This is a genomic window from Roseateles sp. NT4 (genome assembly GCF_051857475.1).
Classification (GTDB): Bacteria; Pseudomonadota; Gammaproteobacteria; order Burkholderiales; family Burkholderiaceae_C; genus Pelomonas.
Window position 1 is genome coordinate 70,653 of record NZ_JBPZGZ010000008.1, and the last position, 16,481, is coordinate 87,133.

The 16,481-nt window shown below is 69.4% G+C and carries 18 protein-coding genes; 15 read left to right on the top strand and 3 right to left on the bottom strand.

Annotated elements, in window-relative coordinates; genetic code table 11:
• Positions 1–53 precede the first annotated feature (53 nt).
• Genes ccmA through chrA form a run of 10 tightly spaced genes read left to right on the top strand, consistent with a single transcriptional unit; the run spans position 54 to position 7,388 of the window.
• Positions 54–674 (top strand): heme ABC exporter ATP-binding protein CcmA, encoded by a 621-nt coding sequence (ccmA, locus tag ACS5PN_RS30360; protein ID WP_439467760.1) that lies wholly within the window; start codon positions 54–56, stop codon positions 672–674.
• The gene (gene ccmB / locus ACS5PN_RS30365; protein WP_439467761.1) at positions 674–1,336 is read left to right on the top strand and encodes a heme exporter protein CcmB; all 663 of its coding nucleotides are present in this window, start codon (positions 674–676) and stop codon (positions 1,334–1,336) included. The genes ccmA and ccmB overlap by 1 nt, the downstream gene beginning before the upstream one ends.
• The gene (ccmC, locus tag ACS5PN_RS30370; protein ID WP_439467762.1) at positions 1,337–2,089 is read left to right on the top strand and encodes a heme ABC transporter permease CcmC; all 753 of its coding nucleotides are present in this window, start codon (positions 1,337–1,339) and stop codon (positions 2,087–2,089) included.
• Complete coding sequence (gene ccmD / locus ACS5PN_RS30375; protein ID WP_439467763.1) at positions 2,086–2,184, top strand: heme exporter protein CcmD; 99 nt, start codon at positions 2,086–2,088, stop codon at positions 2,182–2,184. Before ccmC ends, ccmD begins: the two co-directional genes overlap by 4 nt.
• Positions 2,181–2,600, top strand: a complete 420-nt coding sequence (gene ccmE / locus ACS5PN_RS30380; protein WP_439467764.1) for a cytochrome c maturation protein CcmE — start codon at positions 2,181–2,183, stop codon at positions 2,598–2,600. Before ccmD ends, ccmE begins: the two co-directional genes overlap by 4 nt.
• On the top strand, positions 2,597–4,531 hold the full coding sequence (locus tag ACS5PN_RS30385) for a heme lyase CcmF/NrfE family subunit (RefSeq protein ID WP_439467765.1): 1,935 nt from the start codon (positions 2,597–2,599) through the stop codon (positions 4,529–4,531). The genes ccmE and ACS5PN_RS30385 overlap by 4 nt, the downstream gene beginning before the upstream one ends.
• Positions 4,528–5,049 carry a DsbE family thiol:disulfide interchange protein gene (locus ACS5PN_RS30390; RefSeq protein ID WP_439467766.1) on the top strand — a complete coding sequence of 174 codons (522 nt, stop codon included), beginning with the start codon at positions 4,528–4,530 and terminating at the stop codon, positions 5,047–5,049. Before ACS5PN_RS30385 ends, ACS5PN_RS30390 begins: the two co-directional genes overlap by 4 nt.
• The gene (locus tag ACS5PN_RS30395) at positions 5,042–5,386 is read left to right on the top strand and encodes a cytochrome c-type biogenesis protein (RefSeq protein WP_439467767.1); all 345 of its coding nucleotides are present in this window, start codon (positions 5,042–5,044) and stop codon (positions 5,384–5,386) included. The genes ACS5PN_RS30390 and ACS5PN_RS30395 overlap by 8 nt, the downstream gene beginning before the upstream one ends.
• Positions 5,383–6,006: a tetratricopeptide repeat protein gene (locus ACS5PN_RS30400; RefSeq protein WP_439467768.1), complete on the top strand. Its 624-nt coding sequence runs from the start codon at positions 5,383–5,385 to the stop codon at positions 6,004–6,006. The genes ACS5PN_RS30395 and ACS5PN_RS30400 overlap by 4 nt, the downstream gene beginning before the upstream one ends.
• A gap of 44 nt (positions 6,007–6,050) precedes the next feature.
• Positions 6,051–7,388 carry a chromate efflux transporter gene (gene chrA / locus ACS5PN_RS30405; protein ID WP_439467862.1) on the top strand — a complete coding sequence of 446 codons (1,338 nt, stop codon included), beginning with the start codon at positions 6,051–6,053 and terminating at the stop codon, positions 7,386–7,388.
• A gap of 15 nt (positions 7,389–7,403) precedes the next feature.
• Here chrA and ACS5PN_RS30410 read toward each other — a convergent pair whose 3' ends face one another.
• Together ACS5PN_RS30410 and ACS5PN_RS30415 are read right to left on the bottom strand one after the other, a co-directional pair.
• On the bottom strand, positions 7,404–8,087 hold the full coding sequence (locus tag ACS5PN_RS30410) for a hypothetical protein (protein WP_439467769.1): 684 nt from the start codon (positions 8,085–8,087) through the stop codon (positions 7,404–7,406).
• Positions 8,088–8,115: 28 nt separating this feature from the next.
• Complete coding sequence (locus ACS5PN_RS30415; RefSeq protein WP_439467863.1) at positions 8,116–8,643, bottom strand: EVE domain-containing protein; 528 nt, start codon at positions 8,641–8,643, stop codon at positions 8,116–8,118.
• Between the two features lie 346 nt (positions 8,644–8,989).
• Between ACS5PN_RS30415 and ACS5PN_RS30420 the strand changes: the two genes are divergently transcribed.
• Genes ACS5PN_RS30420 through ACS5PN_RS30430 form a run of 3 tightly spaced genes read left to right on the top strand, consistent with a single transcriptional unit; the run spans position 8,990 to position 12,694 of the window.
• Positions 8,990–11,623, top strand: a complete 2,634-nt coding sequence (locus tag ACS5PN_RS30420) for a TonB-dependent receptor (RefSeq protein WP_439467770.1) — start codon at positions 8,990–8,992, stop codon at positions 11,621–11,623.
• A 43-nt stretch (positions 11,624–11,666) separates the two neighbouring features.
• Positions 11,667–12,461: a hypothetical protein gene (locus ACS5PN_RS30425; RefSeq protein ID WP_439467771.1), complete on the top strand. Its 795-nt coding sequence runs from the start codon at positions 11,667–11,669 to the stop codon at positions 12,459–12,461.
• A 47-nt stretch (positions 12,462–12,508) separates the two neighbouring features.
• Positions 12,509–12,694 (top strand): hypothetical protein, encoded by a 186-nt coding sequence (locus tag ACS5PN_RS30430; protein ID WP_439467772.1) that lies wholly within the window; start codon positions 12,509–12,511, stop codon positions 12,692–12,694.
• Here the strand turns inward: ACS5PN_RS30430 and ACS5PN_RS30435 are convergent.
• On the bottom strand, positions 12,691–15,399 hold the full coding sequence (locus ACS5PN_RS30435) for a GAF domain-containing protein (protein WP_439467773.1): 2,709 nt from the start codon (positions 15,397–15,399) through the stop codon (positions 12,691–12,693). The genes ACS5PN_RS30430 and ACS5PN_RS30435 overlap by 4 nt on opposite strands.
• A 230-nt stretch (positions 15,400–15,629) precedes the next feature.
• On the opposite strand from ACS5PN_RS30435, the gene ACS5PN_RS30440 reads away from it, so the two are divergent.
• Both ACS5PN_RS30440 and ACS5PN_RS30445 read left to right on the top strand, forming a co-directional pair.
• Entirely contained in the window at positions 15,630–15,941 is a 312-nt protein-coding gene (locus tag ACS5PN_RS30440) for a hypothetical protein (RefSeq protein WP_439467774.1), read from the top strand.
• 207 nt (positions 15,942–16,148) lie between these two features.
• Positions 16,149–16,469 (top strand): hypothetical protein, encoded by a 321-nt coding sequence (locus ACS5PN_RS30445; RefSeq protein ID WP_439467775.1) that lies wholly within the window; start codon positions 16,149–16,151, stop codon positions 16,467–16,469.
• Positions 16,470–16,481: the final 12 nt, after the last annotated feature.

Consider the following 16,481-nt stretch of genomic DNA (forward strand, 5'->3'; position numbering starts at 1 on the left):
TCAGTCGTTTTGCTTCGTTGGCGCGCGGCGGCCCGCTGCCTAGAGTGGCAGGCATGTCCCTGGTCGCCGCTTCGCTCACCCCGCCGCCCGTGCTCATCCTGCAGCGCGTCGGCCAGTCGCGCGGTGCCCGGCCGTTGTTCGAAGGGCTGGACCTGGCCCTGCATCCCGGGCAACTGCTGTGGGTGCAAGGCGCCAACGGCAGCGGCAAGACCAGCCTGCTGCGCCTGATCTGCGGCCTGAGTTCGCCGCGCGCGGGGCGGGTGCATGTGGAGCGCGAGCTGCTCTATATCGGCCACCGCCCGGGGCTCAAGGATGTGCTGACCGTCATCGAGCAGCTGCGCAGCAGCGCGGCTCTCGCCGGGCGGCCCTGCACGGAAGGCGAGGCGCTGGCGGCTCTCGCACCCGTCGGGCTGGACGAAGCCGCCGGCCTGCGCCTGGCCCAGCTGTCCGAAGGCCAGCGCCGCCGCGCTGCCCTGGCCCAGCTGTGGCTGCCGCGCGTGGCGCCGCTGTGGGTGCTGGACGAGCCGCTGGCCGCACTCGACGCCGCCATGGCCGACCGCCTCGCCCAGCGCCTGGACCGGCAGGCCGACGAGGGCGGCAGCGTCGTCTTCACCAGCCACCAGGCCCTGCCGCTCAAGCGCAGCGTTCGCAGCCTGCTGCTCGGGAGGCCCTGATGGGCGCCGCCCTCCAAGCCGCCGCGGCCCTGGCCCGGCGGGAGTGGTCCAGCACCTGGCGCCAGCCGGCCGAATGGCTGACACCGCTGGGCTTCGTCGTCGGCGTGGCTGCCATGTTCCCCCTCGGCCTCGGCCCCGAGCCGGCGCGGCTGCGCGAGCTGGCGCCCGGCCTGCTGTGGATTGCCGCGCTGCTGGCCAGCCTGCTGGCCCTGCCGCGCCTGTTCGCGCCCGACCTCGCCGACGGCAGCCTGGAGCAATGGTGGCTGTCGCCGCTGCCGCGCCCGCTGGCCGTGGCGCTGAAGCTGGCCGTTCACTGGGGCCTGGGCAGCCTGCCGCTGGTCCTGGTCACGCCGCTGCTGGCCCTGGCCTTCGGCATCGAGGACCCGGCACCCCTGGCCCTGAGCCTGCTGCTGGGCACGCCGGCCCTGGCCCTGCTCGGCGGCCTGGGCGCGGCCCTGGTGCTGCATGCACGCGCCGGCGCTGGTCTGCTGGCCCTGCTGCTGCTGCCGCTGGAGGTGCCGGTGCTGGTCTTCGGCACCGCGGCGGCCAACGGTGGCGCGAATGCCGACACGGCCCTGCTGCTGCTCGGCGCCTGGCTGGCCCTGCTGCTGGCCCTGGCGCCCTGGGCCACTTCGGCCGCCCTTTCACTGATGTTGGATTGAATGAGCAAGCCCCATCCGCTGTGGCGTTATGCCAGCCCCGCCCATTTCCTGCCGCTGACCGGCCGGCTGCTGCCCGCCTTGTGGCTGCTGGCCGCACTGGGCATCGCCGCGGGCCTGGCCCTCGGCCTCTTCATCGCGCCCACCGATGCCCAACAGGGCGAGGCTTACCGCATCCTCTATCTGCATGTGCCGGCCGCCTGGATCGCCATGGTCTGCTACGGCGCCATGGCCTTCTGGGCGCTGTGGGGTCTGGCCTGGAAGACGCGCCTGGCCTTTGTGCTGATGCGGGCCCTGGCGCCCACCGGCGCGCTGTTCGCGCTGCTGACCCTGCTGACCGGCTCGCTGTGGGGTCGCCCCACCTGGGGCACCTGGTGGGTCTGGGACGCGCGCCTCACCTCGGCCCTGCTGCTGGCCCTGCTCTACGTCGGCTTCATCGCCCTGACCTCGGCCGTCGACACGCCCGACGACCCGCGCCGCGGCGACCAGGCCGGCGCGCTGCTGGCGCTCGTCGGCGCGCTGAACCTGCCGGTGCTGTACTTCTCGGTCAGCTGGTGGAACACGCTGCACCAGGGCGCCTCCATCAACACCCGCGGCAGCGCCATCGCACCGGAGATGCTGGCCGGGCTGCTGTTGTCGACGCTGGGCTTCTGGGCCTATGCGGGTGCGGCCGTGCTGAAGCGCGCCCGGCAGCAACTGCAGGCGCGTGTCGAGTCCGAGGCCCGCTGGCCGCGGGCGATCGGGAGCCTGGCATGAGTGAGCTCTTCGGCGCCCACGCCTTCTACGTCTGGACGTCGCTGGCGGCCGTGGCCGCCGGCATCGCCATCGAACTCTGGTCCCTGCGCAGATGAAACCCCGTCACGCCCGTCTCGCCGGCCTGCTCGCCATGCTGGCCCTGCTCGCGCTCGCCGGCGGCCTCGTGCTGAAGGCCTTTCGGCAGAACCTGGTGTTCTTCGTCACGCCCAGCGAGATAGCTCGCGGCGAAGCGCCGGCCGGCACGCGCTTTCGCCTCGGCGGCCTGGTGCAGGCGGGCTCCGTGCAGCGTGACGGCAGTGAGTTGCGCTTCACCGTGACCGACGGCGCCCAGGCCATCAACGTCAGCTACCGCGGCCAGCTGCCGGACCTGTTCCGCGAAGGCAAGGGCGTCGTCGCCCAGGGCAAGCTCGCCGGCCTGAACTTCATCGCCGATGAGGTGCTGGCCAAGCATGACGAGAACTACATGCCGCCCGAAGCCGCCGCGGCCCTCAAACAGGCGAGCGCGCGATGACACCCGAGCTGGGTCAGTTCGCGCTGCTGCTCGCCCTCGCCGTCGCGCTCGCGCAGGCCGTCTTGCCGCTGTGGGGAGCCCAGGCCGGCGACACGCGCTGGATGGCGCTGGCGCGGCCTTTTGCCTTCGTCGGTTTCGGCCTCATCAGCGCGTCCTTCGCCGCTCTGGTCTTCAGCTTCATCCAGGTCGACACCTCGGTCGCCTATGTCGCCGCCAACGCCAGCCAGGAGCTGCCGCTGGGCTATCGCATCACGGCCAGCTGGGGCGGCCACGAAGGCTCGCTGCTGCTGTGGGTGTGGGTGCTGTCGGCCTGGGGCGCGCTGGTGGCGGCCCGCAGTCATGGCCTTCCTCCAGCCTTTGCGGCGCGCGTGCAAGGCGTGCTCGGCATCGTCGCGGCCGGCTTCCTCGCCTTCATCGCCTTCACGTCCAACCCCTTCGCCCGCCTGCTGCCCGCACCGCCCGACGGCCGCGACCTCAACCCGCTGCTGCAGGACCCCGGCATGGCGGCCCACCCACCCCTTCTCTACATGGGCTATGTCGGCTTCGCGGTCGGCTTTGCCTTCGCGGTGGCGGCCTTGCTGGAGGACGAACCCGACACACGCTGGACGCGCTGGGCCCGGCCCTGGGTGCTGGCCGCCTGGTCGGCGCTGACCGGCGGCATCCTGCTCGGCAGCTTCTGGGCCTATTACGAACTGGGCTGGGGCGGCTTCTGGTTCTGGGACGCGGTCGAGAACGCGGCCTTCATGCCCTGGCTGCTGGGCACGGCGCTGATCCATTCGTTGGCGGTGGCCGAGAAGCGGCCGGGCTTCCTGCGCTGGAGCCTGCTGCTGGCCCTGCTGGCCTTCTCGCTGTCGCTGCTGGGCACCTTCCTTGTGCGCTCGGGCGTGGTCAGCTCGGTCCATGCGTTCGCCAGCGACCCGGCTCGCGGCCTTTTCATCCTGGCGCTGCTGGCCGTCTCGGTGGGTGGCTCGCTGGCCCTCTATGCGCTGCGCGTCGGCCGACTGCCCGCAGCCGAAGGCTATGCCCTGGGCTCGCGCGAGTCCCTGCTGCTGCTGAACAACCTGCTGCTGGCGACGGCCACCGGCACCGTGCTGCTGGGCACCCTCTACCCGCTGGCGGCCGAGGTCATCAGCGGTACCCGGCTGTCGGTCGGTGCGCCCTATTTCGACACCGTCTTCCCTCCGCTGATGTTGCCCCTCGTGGCTCTGCTCGTCATCGGACCGCTGGCGCGCTGGCGGCTGGCGGCCCTCGATGCCGTCAAGCCGCTGCTGCCGCTGGCCGGAGCCGCGCTCGCCAGTGCGGCGGGTCTGGCCCTGGCGCTGCAGGGTTCGCTGTGGATGGCCGCCGGCATCGCCACCGGCCTGTGGGCCCTGGGCGGCACGCTGGCCCTGGCCTGGCGCCAGCGCGCGGCCTGGCGGCAGGGCCTGCAGCTGTGGCTGGCCCATGCCGGCGTGGCCGTCTTCGTGCTGGGCGTGACCCTGGTGCGCAGCCTGGAACAGTCGCACGACGTGCAACTGGCGCCCGGCGAGCAGGCCCGCGTCGCCGGCCATGTGCTGCGCTTCGAGAAACTGGAGGCCACCGAGGGGCCCAACTACCGTGCGGCTCAGGCCACGCTGAGCTGGCATCGCGGCGGCGCGCCGGTCGTGCTGCAACCCGAGAAGCGCGTCTACGCCCGACGCCAGATGGCCATGACCGAGGCCGCCATCGCCCGCAGCCCCTGGCGCGATGTCTATGCCAGCCTCGGCGACGCTGATGCCGACGGCCGTTGGGCGCTGCGCGTGCAGGTCAAGCCCTTCATGGCCTGGGTCTGGATCGGCGCGCTGCTGATGGCGGCCGGCGGCTTCTGGGGCGTGCTGGCCCGAAGCCGTCGCCCCCGTGAGCAGTCCGCCGCCACCTCGCCCCTCGTCGCTCCCACCTTGTCCACGCCATGAAACTCACCGCCCTGGTTCCGCTTCTCGGCGCCACCGCCCTCGTCGCCCTGCTCGGCCGCGGCCTGCTGCAGCACGACGCGCGGGCCGAGCCAACCTCGCCGCTGGTCGGCAGGCCCGCGCCGGTCCTCGATCTGCAGAAGCTCGACGGCGACGCCGCGCCTCAGCCCGGGCAGGTCTGGGTGCTGAACGTGTTCGCGTCCTGGTGCGGGCCCTGCCGCGCCGAGCTGCCGGTGCTGGGCCAGCTGGCCGAACAGGGCGGCGTGCGCATCGTCGGCCTCGACTACCGCGACACGCCCGAGCTGGGCCTGGGCTTCCTGAAGCGCCACGGCAACCCCTATGCGCTGACCTGGCTGGACGCCCAGGGCAAGGGCAGCCTGGCCTGGGGCATCACCGGCGTGCCCGAGACCTTCGTCATCGACAAGCACGGCATCGTGAGGCTGCGGCACACCGGGCCGGTCACGGCGGAGGACTTGAACCAGCGGCTGCTGCCACTGATCCGGAGGCTGCAAAGTGCGTAGCCTGCTGCTGGGCTTGCTCATCGCGACTGCCGCGCACGCCGACGACCTCGACAGCCGCGTCGAGCGCCTGGCCCAGGAGCTGCGCTGCGTCGTCTGCCAGAGCCAGAGCGTGGCCGAGTCCAATGCGCCGCTGGCCGTCGACATGAAGCGCCAGCTGCGTGAAGGCCTCGCGGCCGGCCGCAGCGAGGAGGAACTGCGACAGGACCTGGTGCAGCGCTACGGCGAGCAGGTGCTCTACCGCCCAGCCCTCCATGGCGGCACCCTGCCCCTGTGGTTCGGGCCGCTGGCCCTGCTGGCCGTCGGTGGCCTCGTCTACTGGCGCAACGCGAAGCAATGACCCTCGCCTTCGTCCTCGCCGCCGCCACGCTGGCCTTGCTCGCCCTGCTGCCGCTAGCCCCGGCCTTGCTCAGCGGCCCCAGCCCCCGCGCCTGGCGCACCACGACTGCCTTGGGCCTGGCACTGCCGCTCACTGCCGGCCTGCTCTACGCCCAGCTCGGCCGCCCCGACGCCATCAACCCGCCGCCCACCAACCCCGTGCAGCAGATGGTGCAGCGCCTGGCCGAGCGCCTGCAGCGCACCCCTGACGACGCCGAAGGCTGGACCCTGCTGGCCCGCGCCTACGAGCAACTCGGCCGCCCGCAGGACGCCCTGCCCGCCTACGCCCAGCTGGAACGCCTGCGCCCCGATGATGCTCAGCCGCTGAGCCAGCACGCCGTCACGCTGGCCCTGGTGCAAGGCAAGGGTTTGGATGGCGAGCCCGAGGCCCTGCTGCAGCGCGCCCTCAGGCTCGATCCCCGGCATGTGCCGACGCTGGCCCTGCTCGGCAGCGCCGCGCACGAACGCGGCGACACCGCGGCGGCCGTCGGCTACTGGCGCCGCGTGCTGGCCGAGGTGCCGGCGGACAGCGACATCGCCGCCTCGCTGCGCGACAGCATCGCGAAGGTTCAGGTGCGGTGAGGAGGGCCTACATTGCGGCTGGTCTTCCCTCCGGAGCCTCCGCCATAGCCACGCCGCCGCAACCCATCGCCTTCTGGCAAGCCCTGCGCTTCTGGCTCAAGCTGGGCTTCATCAGCTTTGGCGGGCCGGCCGGGCAGATCGCCATCATGCACACCGAGCTGGTCGAGCGGCGCCGCTGGATCAGCGAGAAGCGCTTTCTGCATGCGCTGAACTACTGCATGCTGCTGCCCGGCCCCGAGGCCCAGCAGCTGGCCACCTACATCGGCTGGCTGATGCACCGGACCTGGGGCGGCATCGTCGCCGGTGCGCTGTTCGTGCTGCCCTCCCTCTTCATCCTCATCGCCCTGTCCTGGGTCTATCTCGCCTACGGCAAGCTGCCCGTCGTGGCCGGCCTGTTCTACGGCCTCAAGCCCGCCGTGACGGCCCTGGTCGTGCATGCGGCCCACCGCATCGGCACGCGGGCGCTGAAGAACGGCTGGCTGTGGGGCATCGCCGCCGCGGCCTTTGCCGCCATCTTTGCGCTGGACGCGCCCTTTCCGCTGATCGTGCTGGGCGCCGCCCTCATCGGGCATTTCGGTGGCCGGCGGGCCCCGCAGGTCTTTGCGCTTGGCGGCGGCCACGGTGCAGCCCGGCAAAGCTACGGCCCGGCCCTGATCGACGACGACACGCCGACACCGGAGCACGCCCGTTTCAGCCGCGGCGGCCTGGCCCGCGTGCTCGCCGTCGGCCTGGGGCTGTGGGCGGCCGCCATGGCCGGCCTGGTCGCGGCCTACGGCTTGCAAGGGGCGCTGACGCAGATGGGCTGGTTCTTCACCAAGGCGGCGCTGCTGACCTTTGGCGGCGCCTACGCGGTGCTGCCCTATGTCTACCAGGGCGCCGTCGAGCATCACCACTGGCTGACGGGCACGCAGATGATCGACGGCCTGGCCCTGGGCGAGACGACGCCGGGCCCGCTGATCATGGTGGTCGCCTTCGTCGGCTTTGTCGGCGGCTGGACGAAGGCCCTGTTCGGTCCCGACGCCGTCTTCCTGGCCGGTGCGGCGGCGGCCAGCGTCGTCACCTTCTTCACCTTCCTGCCGTCCTTCGTCTTCATCCTGGCCGGCGGCCCACTGATCGAATCCACCCATGGCAAGCTGCAGTTCACCGCGCCGCTGACCGCCATCACGGCCGCCGTCGTCGGCGTGATCCTGAACCTGGCCTTGTTCTTCGCTTGGCATGTGCTCTGGCCCCAGGGCTGGAGCGGGCACTTCGACTGGATCTCGGCGCTGATCGCCGCCGGCGCCAGCGTCGCGCTGTTCCGCTTCAAGATGGGCGTGATGCCTTTGCTGGCCCTGTGCGCCGGGCTGGGCTTTGCCTTGACGCTCGCGGGCGTGGCCGCTTGAAGCCAGGCGCCCGGCCTAGCGCAGCAGCGCCTTCGCCGCCTCGATGCGCAAGGCCAGCTCCACCGTCTCGTCGTTGAGCACCTGCTGCAGGAACCGCCTCGGGTCCACATCCCCCGTGGGCTGCGTGACGAGCATCGGCGCCACGGTCACGGGGCGGACGTCCTGCACCAAGGCATCAAAAGCGTCTGGCTTGATGCCCTCCAGCCGCGCCAGCAGGTCGGCCTGGCCGTCGCCGCCAGGCGGGATGTCCAGCCAGGGCGTGTCGACGAAGACCGGCGCAAGGTCGGGCGCGACAAAGGCCGACCAGTTGCCCGTCTGCGCCTGTTCCGCAGGCACGAGACCCGCGGCAAAGCCGGCGGCCGAAGGGCTCAGGCGCAGCCGTGCCGGCATGGCGATATCCGGCAGATAGCGCGCCTGCAATTGGGCCAGGGCCGCCGCGGCACGGTCTGCACTCACCGGCTGCCGCAGCGAGAACCACAGCTGCAGTCCGTCGAGGCCCGACACCGCGATGGCGGGAGCGGGCCACCCCAGATCGAGCTGCACACCACGCCAGACCTTTGACAACGCCTCCCAATCGGCCGGTGCGGCCAGCTCCAGCACCATGGCCCGCACCTGGCCGGCCTCGTCCATCAGGCGGCCGCCTTCCTCTGGCGAGGTCAGCAGGTACAGGCGATGCAATTCGGACTGCAGGCGGTTCATGTCGCAAGTCGGTTCAGGGGCAGCCAATCTACCGCAGCGGCGCCTCAAGAAGAGACGGCGTCTGCAAACCCAGCGCCTGGGTGTCGGCGCCCATCGCCTCGGCAATCAGCCGCATGTCGTGGTCGCTGATGGCAAACAGACCAAAGCGGAAGGTATAGCCCCAGCGGGCGCGGTCCTGGATGAACTCGAAGCGGTCGAGCAGCGGCGCGATGGGCGCTTCGGTGGCGGGCACATAGTCCACGTCCTTGCGGAAGGGAACAAAGCCCCCGCCCATGTCGAAGGCGTAGGGCTCGCCGGCCTTGACAACGCCCAGGGACACGAAGGCCTGCAGCTTGTCGCTGCCCCCCATGGTGACGGTGGGCGCGTAGTAGGCCACCCGGTCGCCCGGCTTCACGCGCCGCAGCGGCGCGACCTTGCCATGGCACACCTGCATATAGCCGGCGCCCCGCTCCGCACAGCCCCGGCGTGCATGGGTGGCACTGGCCACGGCAATCCAGTTGCCACGAGGGGCGATCGCGGCGGGGGCGGCCAGTTCGGCCCACAGGGCGGCCTGCATGGAGGTCTGGCCCTCGGGGCCACTGGTGGCGTTTCTCATGGGATCACCCGGCATTCGATGGAGAGGCCGAAATGATGGCCAGGGGCACGACAAGCGCGTGTCAGCAGGCGAAGGCCAGGCGCCTCAACCCGCCTCCGCTCCCTAGGGTCAACACCGAGCCAGCTATGCCGGATCGGGCCGGAGCCCTGCCGCTGCCGGCATAGCGGATCGCTTTCGCTGCCACACATCCGAAAACAAGATAGCTGCGGGCAAATAAGTCATACGTTTGGCATGTAACCGCTCCGTACCATTTTTTAGCCGGTCCCGCAGAGGGCCGTCTTCATTAGAAAAGTCCTACGGAGACCTCATGCTCAAGACCCATTTCAAGCCGAACCGGCTGGCCCTGCTGCTGCCTGCTTTCGTGCTGCTGCCCGCCGCCGCCCAGACCACGCCCGCAGACAGCGACGCCAAGCTCGACACCGTCGTCGTCAGCGGCATCCGCGCCTCGGTGCGCAAGGCCCTGGACACCAAGGAGGCCTCCAACAGCATGGTCGAGGTCATCGCCTCGGAGGACATCGGCAAGCTGCCCGATACGACCATCGCCGAATCCCTGGCCCGCCTGCCCGGCCTGTCCGCCGGCATCGACCGCGGCAACGCCAGCCAGATCGTCGCCCGGGGCCTGGGCCCGCGCTTTGTCGGCGCGACGTTGAACGGCCGCGAGTTCGCCTCCTCCGAGCCCGACCGCGCGGTGCGCTTCGAGATGTTCCCGGCCGAATCGGTGTCGGGTGCCACGGTCTACAAGACGCAATCGGCCGAGATCGTCGAAGGCGGCATCGCCACCACCATCGACCTGCAGACCGTGCAGCCCCTGGCCTACCGCGAACGCACCGTGTCGCTGAAGGCCGATGCGCTCTACTACCAGCTCGGCAACGACATCCAGGGCGCCAAGAAATACGCGCCGCGCCTGGGCGGCATCTATGTCGACCAGTTCCTGGACCGCACGCTGGGCGTGGCCCTGGCCTTCAGCTACTACGACCAGCCCTCGCTGGAGGACCGCGTCGACAACTGGGGCTTCAACGAGGACCACTCCGCCGACGTGACCGGCGACGGCAAGGTCGACAAGACGCCCTGGGGCTTCCAGAACGGCGTCAAGAAGGGCACCGACAAGCGGTCCAGCCTGCTGGGCAAGGTCGAATACAAGCCGAGCGGCGCCGTCGCCCTCACCGGCGACGTCTACGCGGCACGCTCCAACATCCTGGAGCCGACGCTGGTGCATGTGGAAGGCAATGTCGGCAACTGGGACGGCTGGCAGAGCGGCAACTTCAGCAAGGTCACGACCGACGGCGGCTATGTGACCGGTGCGACGGTGTCGGGCGTCAACCTCGACAACCTGAACGCGCGCTGGAAGCAGAACATGCGCAACTTCGCCGCCGGCCTGAACGGCAAGTTCAAGCTCGACGACTGGCAGCTCGATGCCGACCTCGCCCGCTCCACCGCCGCCCGCGACACCATGTGGACCGCTGTGCAGATGAGCATGCTGCAGCCCGGCAGCGTGACCTGGAGCTTCCCGCGTGACGGCTGGATGACCTATGGCTTCAGCGGCGACTCGGGCAACCCATCCGCCTTCTCCACCAACGTCACCGAGCAATGGGGGCCGAGCTACGTCGGCAAGCTGAACGACTCGCTGAACTCCCAGCAGTTCAACGCCAGCCGCAGCGTCAAGTGGGGCGATGTCAGCAAGCTCAAGTTCGGCCTGCGCGCCACCCAGCGCGACAAGTCCTATGCCCAGACCTCGTGGAACTACGCCGGCGCGGCCACCATCCCGACCAGCGCCTTCCAGCGCGTGACCGTCGCCGGCCGGCCCGACTTCATCGAGTTTGCCGAAGGCTTCGACAGCGCCGTGCCCCAATACTTCGGCGCCAGCACCCTGAACGCCGACGGTCGCAGCCCGACCGCCAGCGACCTGGTGCAGAACAGCTGGCGCGCCAAGGAGAGCAGCAGCGCCGCCTTCGCCCAGGCCGACCTCAACGGCAGCGTCTTCGGCGACCTCAGCTACCGCGGCAATGTCGGCCTGCGTGCCGTGCATACGAGCCAAACGGGCTATGGCATGGAGCAGGTCAACGGTGGCGCGCCCACGCCGGTGTCGGCCGGCACCCGCTACACCCGCTTTCTGCCCAGCCTCAACCTCATCCTCAACCTGGATGCGGAGGACGTGAACCAGCTGCGCTTCGGCGTCTCGCGCGCCATGGCCCGCGCACCGCTGGACGTGATGAACGCGGCCCACACCGTCAGCATCGACCCCAATGGCGTCAACCCGACGACGGTCTCGGGCGGCAACCCGCAACTCAAGCCCATGATGGCCAGCCAGGTCGACCTGACCTTCCAGCGCTACTTCGACAAGGACAGCCTGGTCTCCGTCGGCCTGTTCTACAAGAACCTCAGCGACTACATCGGCATCGCCTCGGTGGCCGGCACCTTCAATGGCAAGGCGGCCTACTACACGAGCCAGGTCAACCGCGACGGCGGCAACGTCAAGGGCGTGGAGCTGGTCTACCAGCAGGCCTTCACCGCCCTGCCCGCGCCTTGGAACAGCCTGGGCCTGATGGCCAACTACACCTACAGCGACAGCAACATCAAGGAGAACGGCGACCGCAGCGGCGGCACGTTCACGCCCATCGCCACCAACGGCCTGATGAAGAGCAACGGTGGCCTGACGCTCTGGTACGCCCGCAACGGCTTCGAGGCCCGCCTGGCCGCCAACCACCACTCGGCCTACAACCGCGCGCCGACCTGGGACTCGACGGCCTTCCAGCTCAACGGTGCCGAGACCTGGGTGTCGGCCAATGTGTCGCAGCAGATCACCTCCCAGCTGCAGGTCCGCTTCGGCGTCGAGAACGCGACCAACCAGCGCGTCACCTACACCGACCCGCTCAACCCCTGGCACCAGAGCAATTTCCAGTTCGGCCGGCGCTTCAATGTGGGGGTGACGTACAAGCTGTGATGACGCCGGGCCGGGCAGCGCCGGCATGCCTTAGCCTTGCTGCATGTTGAGAACGCTCGCCCTGGCCCTGCTGGGCCTCTGCCTGACACAGGCAGCCCGCTCCGAAGAGACGGAGCCGCTGGAATGCCCCCAATGCGGCACCTGGGCCATTCACATGGCTTCTCCCTCCGGCTACATCGGCGATGAGATGGTGGTTTCTGCCACCCAGGTCTCATTGCCGGGCTGCGGCCAGTTCGATGCGGAAGTGCAGAACTCCCAGATCACGATGGAAGGCCCGCACCGCAGCTACAAGCTCACGCTGGCTCTCAGGCCGACGAGCTGGACTCCGCTTTGCGAGGTCGAGGAACGGAGCACCCTGAAGATGGAGGCCACCATTTCCGTGGGCTACCTGGCAGACGGGAGCCTGGGGGAATTCAGCGTCTACAACGACAAGTCGCCACAGGCCGTCTACAGCGCGATGGCCTGGAACTACGCACGCTACAGCCCCTGCGACTCCGGCGCGGCGTATGGTTCCAGCGCCTGCCTGGAGCTCGCCAACGCAAGGCTCATCAAGACGCTGGCCTACGAATCGGTCTCGGTCTTTTCGGGGAAGAAGTCTGGCAGCCAATTCAACGCGGCGCGATTTGCCGCTGCCGTCTTCGACTTTTGCTTGATCCGCGAGCGAGAGAGTGGCTTGGGCGGCTGGCCTACCGTCTGGGCCCTCAGCTGCCAACATGAGCGTCTGCAGACCAAGCTCAACGAACTGCGGGTATGGAATGACTGCCGCTTCAAATCGAAGTCATCCACCTGCAAGCCCGTGGACGAGCGTTTCGACAAGTCGCCCAAGCAGGATCGATAGCCGCCGCCGCGATAGTATTGACTCTCCTAACGCCGTATCGGGACGCCATGAAACGCCCTCTCGTGACCGCCCTCCTGCTCGTCGCCGCCCTGGCCTGCTACGGCTTGGGCCTGGGGGCCGAAATTGCCTTGCTGCTGTTCGCCGGCGCCGTGCTGGAGTTGTGCTTCTGGGCCCGCATGGTGCCGGGTTTCGGCTTGCTGTCGCGCAAGCCCGGGCAGCGCAAAACGCCCTAGCCCGAGCCCAAGGTCTGAATGGCCCGCACCAGGGCCGAGAACTCCACCGGCTTGCGGAAGTGCGCCTCGAAGCCGGCCGCCAGCGCCTTGCGCTGATCGACGTCACGCGCAAAGGCCGTCAGCGCGAAGGCGCGGATCTGGCCGCCCTCGCTGGCCGGCAATGCGCGGATGTGGGCCAGCAGCTCGAAGCCGGTCATCTCGGGCATGCCGAGATCGGAGATCAGCAGCTGGGCGCCCGAGGTCGGCAGCAGCTCCAACGCCTGGGCGCCGCTGGCCGCCGCCAGCACCTGTGCCCCCTGAAGCTCCAGCGCGCGCGTGACCATGTCGCGCACCGCCTCGTCGTCGTCCACCACCAGCACGCGCAAGCCGGCCAGCGAGGTGCGATCGACCGCGCCGGCCTCCGGCGAGGCACTGGCGACATCGCGCGTGCTGATCAGCGGCAGGGTCACGCTGAAGCGTGCGCCCCGACCCTCGCCTTCGCTGTGAGCCCTCACCTGCCCGCCATGCAGCTCGACGAGATTGCGCACGATGGACAGGCCCAGCCCCAGGCCGCCGTGGCGGCGCGCCATCGAGCCGTCGGCCTGGCGGAAGCGGTCGAAGACAAAGGGCAGGAAGGCCGGCGTGATGCCGATGCCGCTGTCCTCGACGCCGATCTCCACCGCGTCATCGATACGGCGTAGCGTCACCCTCACCTCGCCGCCGCGCGGCGTGAACTTGATGGCGTTGGACACCAGATTGGCCACCACCTGCTGCAGCCGGGCGGCGTCGCCCATCACGGCCGCACCATCGTCCAGCGCGACATCCGTGCTCAGGCGCGCGCCGGCGCGCTCGGCCGCCGGCGCCAGCAGCTCCACCGCTGCCAGCGTGAAGCTGGCCGCCGACACCGGCGCCACTTCCAGGGCCAGCTTGCCGGTGGTGATGCGGCTCATGTCCAGCAGGTCTTCGATGAGCTGGGTCTGGGCCTTGGCGCTGCGCTCGATGACGTCGATGCCCTTCTTCAGGTCGGCATCCTGGTCGCCGAACTTGCGGCGCAGGATGTGCACCCAGCCGGTGATGGCGCTCAGCGGCGTGCGCAGCTCGTGCGACAGCGTGGCCAGGAACTCGTCCTTCACCAGGCCCGCCTGCTCCGCGGCCAGACGCGCCGTGCGCTCGCTCTCCAGCAGTTGGGTGCGCTCATGGGTCGCGGCCAGCGAGGCCGTGTACAGGCGCGCGTTGTCGATGGCAATGGCCGCCTGGGCCGCGATGCCCTCGGCCAGGCGCTCGTGACGCTCGGTGAAGACTCCCACCTCTTCATGCCCGAAGAAAAGCCCACCCAGCACCTCGCCCGAGCGGCTGGTGACCGGCACGGCCAGGTAGCTGCGCACCGGCAGATGGCCGGCCGGCTTGCCGTGATGCGGCCCCCACTGGCCGTAGCGCGGGTCGGCCATCACGTCGTCCAGGCGGATGGTGGGCTCGCCGCGGAAGGTGGGACCGAACAGCGGCGTGGGCCGCGGGTGGCCGAAGTTCTCGAACTGCTTGCGCTCGGCACCCGACAGCGAATACAGCAGATAGGCCTCGCCGTCGTCGTGCACGCCGTTGTAGAAGAAGGCGCCGAACTGCGCCCCCGTCAGTTCGGTGGCCGCATCGGTCACACGTTGCACCAGGGCCTGGATGTCCAGCTCCGCGGCCAGCGCCGCCCCGGTGCGGTTCAGCGTCTCCAGCGTACGCGCCTCCTCGCGCAGTGCGGCCTCTGCGCGGGTGCGCTCCAGCGCCTCCCAGCAACGCGCGACGACGGTCTTGACGAGGGCGATCTCCTCGGCCGTCCAGTGGCGCGCCTCCTTCTGATGCACGGCCATGCCGGCGACAAAGCGGCCGTCCTTGTGCAGCGGCACGCAGATGACGGACTGGATCTGCGTGAGTCGGTAGGCAGAAAGATCGGTGCCGGCTGTGGCCGGGTCGAGGTCCACGTCGTGGTTGACATAGGCCTGGTCGGCCCGCATCAGTTGCAGCACCGTGTCGCCGAAGTCGCTGAAACGGTAGCTGCCGACGATGCTGGACACGCCGTCGTTGAAATCGCCGATGAGGTCGAAGCTGTCCTGGTCGTCGCGTACCGTCGCGTAGGCACAGCGGTTGGCGCCCAGGTGCCGGCACAGACTCTCCGCGGTCGCGTTCATGACCTCGGCCGGGTCGGTCATGCCGCGCGTTGCCTGGGCCAGGGTGTCCAGGAAAGCCAGCCGGCGCGAGGTCAGTACCTTCTCCGTGGTCTCGGCGAAGGTCACCAGCAGGCCGCGGGCCTGGCCGTCCTCGTCGCGCACGGCGCTATAGGAGAAATTGAAGTAGACGTCCTCGAGATAGCCGAACCGGTTGATGGTCAGCTTGAAGTCGTCGAAGCCGACGGGCTGGCCGGTCAGCACCTGCTGCCACATCGGCCCGATGCGCGGCCAGATCTCGGCCCAGGTGTCAGGCGCCCTGCCACCCAGGGCCGTGCCGGCCTTGTCACCCAGGATGGGCCGGTAGGCATCATTGAAGATCTGGATGAAGTCATCGCCCCAGGCCAGGTACATGGGCAGCTGGCATTCCAGCACCGTGGCCACCGAGATGCGCAGCGAGAGGGGCCAGCGAGCCATCGGGCCGAGCGGCGTCGTCTCCCAGGGGAAGGCTCGCACCTGGGCGGCCATGTCGCCGGGAATATGGGCCAGCGCTTGCATGGCGGGAGACGGGTCCATGAGGCTCCAGGGTCGGGCCCTTGCGGGGTCAGGGTCGGACGAGTGTAGGTGGCGCTCGCGGCGATCGCCGCAAAGGCATCAGTAGGTTCGCTCCAGTAACGGGAAGCGTCGGCGCGGCTGGCAATCGAGGAAATCGGGCATCTGAATTGCCCCCGTTTGCAGGCCAGCGGCGGCATCGGCACGGCCCTGCTGGCCAGCACCTTCAGTGCCTGAACAGCAAGGAGCAAGTCATGAACATGCGTCGATTCACTTCATGGCAGACCCCGGTCCGCACCGCCGTTGCAGCCGCAGCCGTGGTCGCCATCGTCTTGCCCATCACCGCGCAAACGCAGACGGCCACCGAGATCTACCAGCAGGAACGCGCCAATTGCCTGGCCGGCAAGACCCAGCAGTCGCAGGCCGACTGCCTGTACGAAGCTCGCTCGGCGCTGCGGGACAGGCGTGCCGGCGGACTGGAGCCCGGCGAGTCGAACGCGACCGCCATGCCCTCCAGCAACCCCGACAGCACGGATGCCTTGCCGCCGCGCGCGGACCGTCACTGAGCCCTTTTGTCCATCCTGCACGCGCCGCGATCGCTCAACGCCTTGGGTGCTACGCGGCCGGCGCGGCCCTAGAGTTGCTTCCAACCCTGGAGGCAAGCAAGCATGTGGAAGACGCTTGATGGATGACACTGATGCTGGCCTGGCTGGTCGGAGCCATCCCCTACAGCGCGACGGCTAGCATTGCGCTTCCTAATGGCAGGTCAGTCCGTGGAAGAAAACGAATTTCCATTTCAAGCGCAATCCGAGCAAGAGATGCAGCGAGTCCGCGAGCAGCTCAACCTCGCCGCGGGCGACATTTATGAAGACTGCGCCTACCACCCAGTCCTCTGTGTGAACGTGGACTACACAACCGACGACATCCAGGGCATCTCACTCGTTGACGGAACCCACCCACGCTCGTGCAGCTTGCGCCACTGCGGTATTCGCAAACTGACCGTCGAAGAGGCTTGGCACATTCGTCAGCACGGGCCGCATGACCCGGCCGCTCGCGAATCGATTGCCGCTGAGCGGAGGTGGTGGCGTGGCTAGGCAAACGCGATC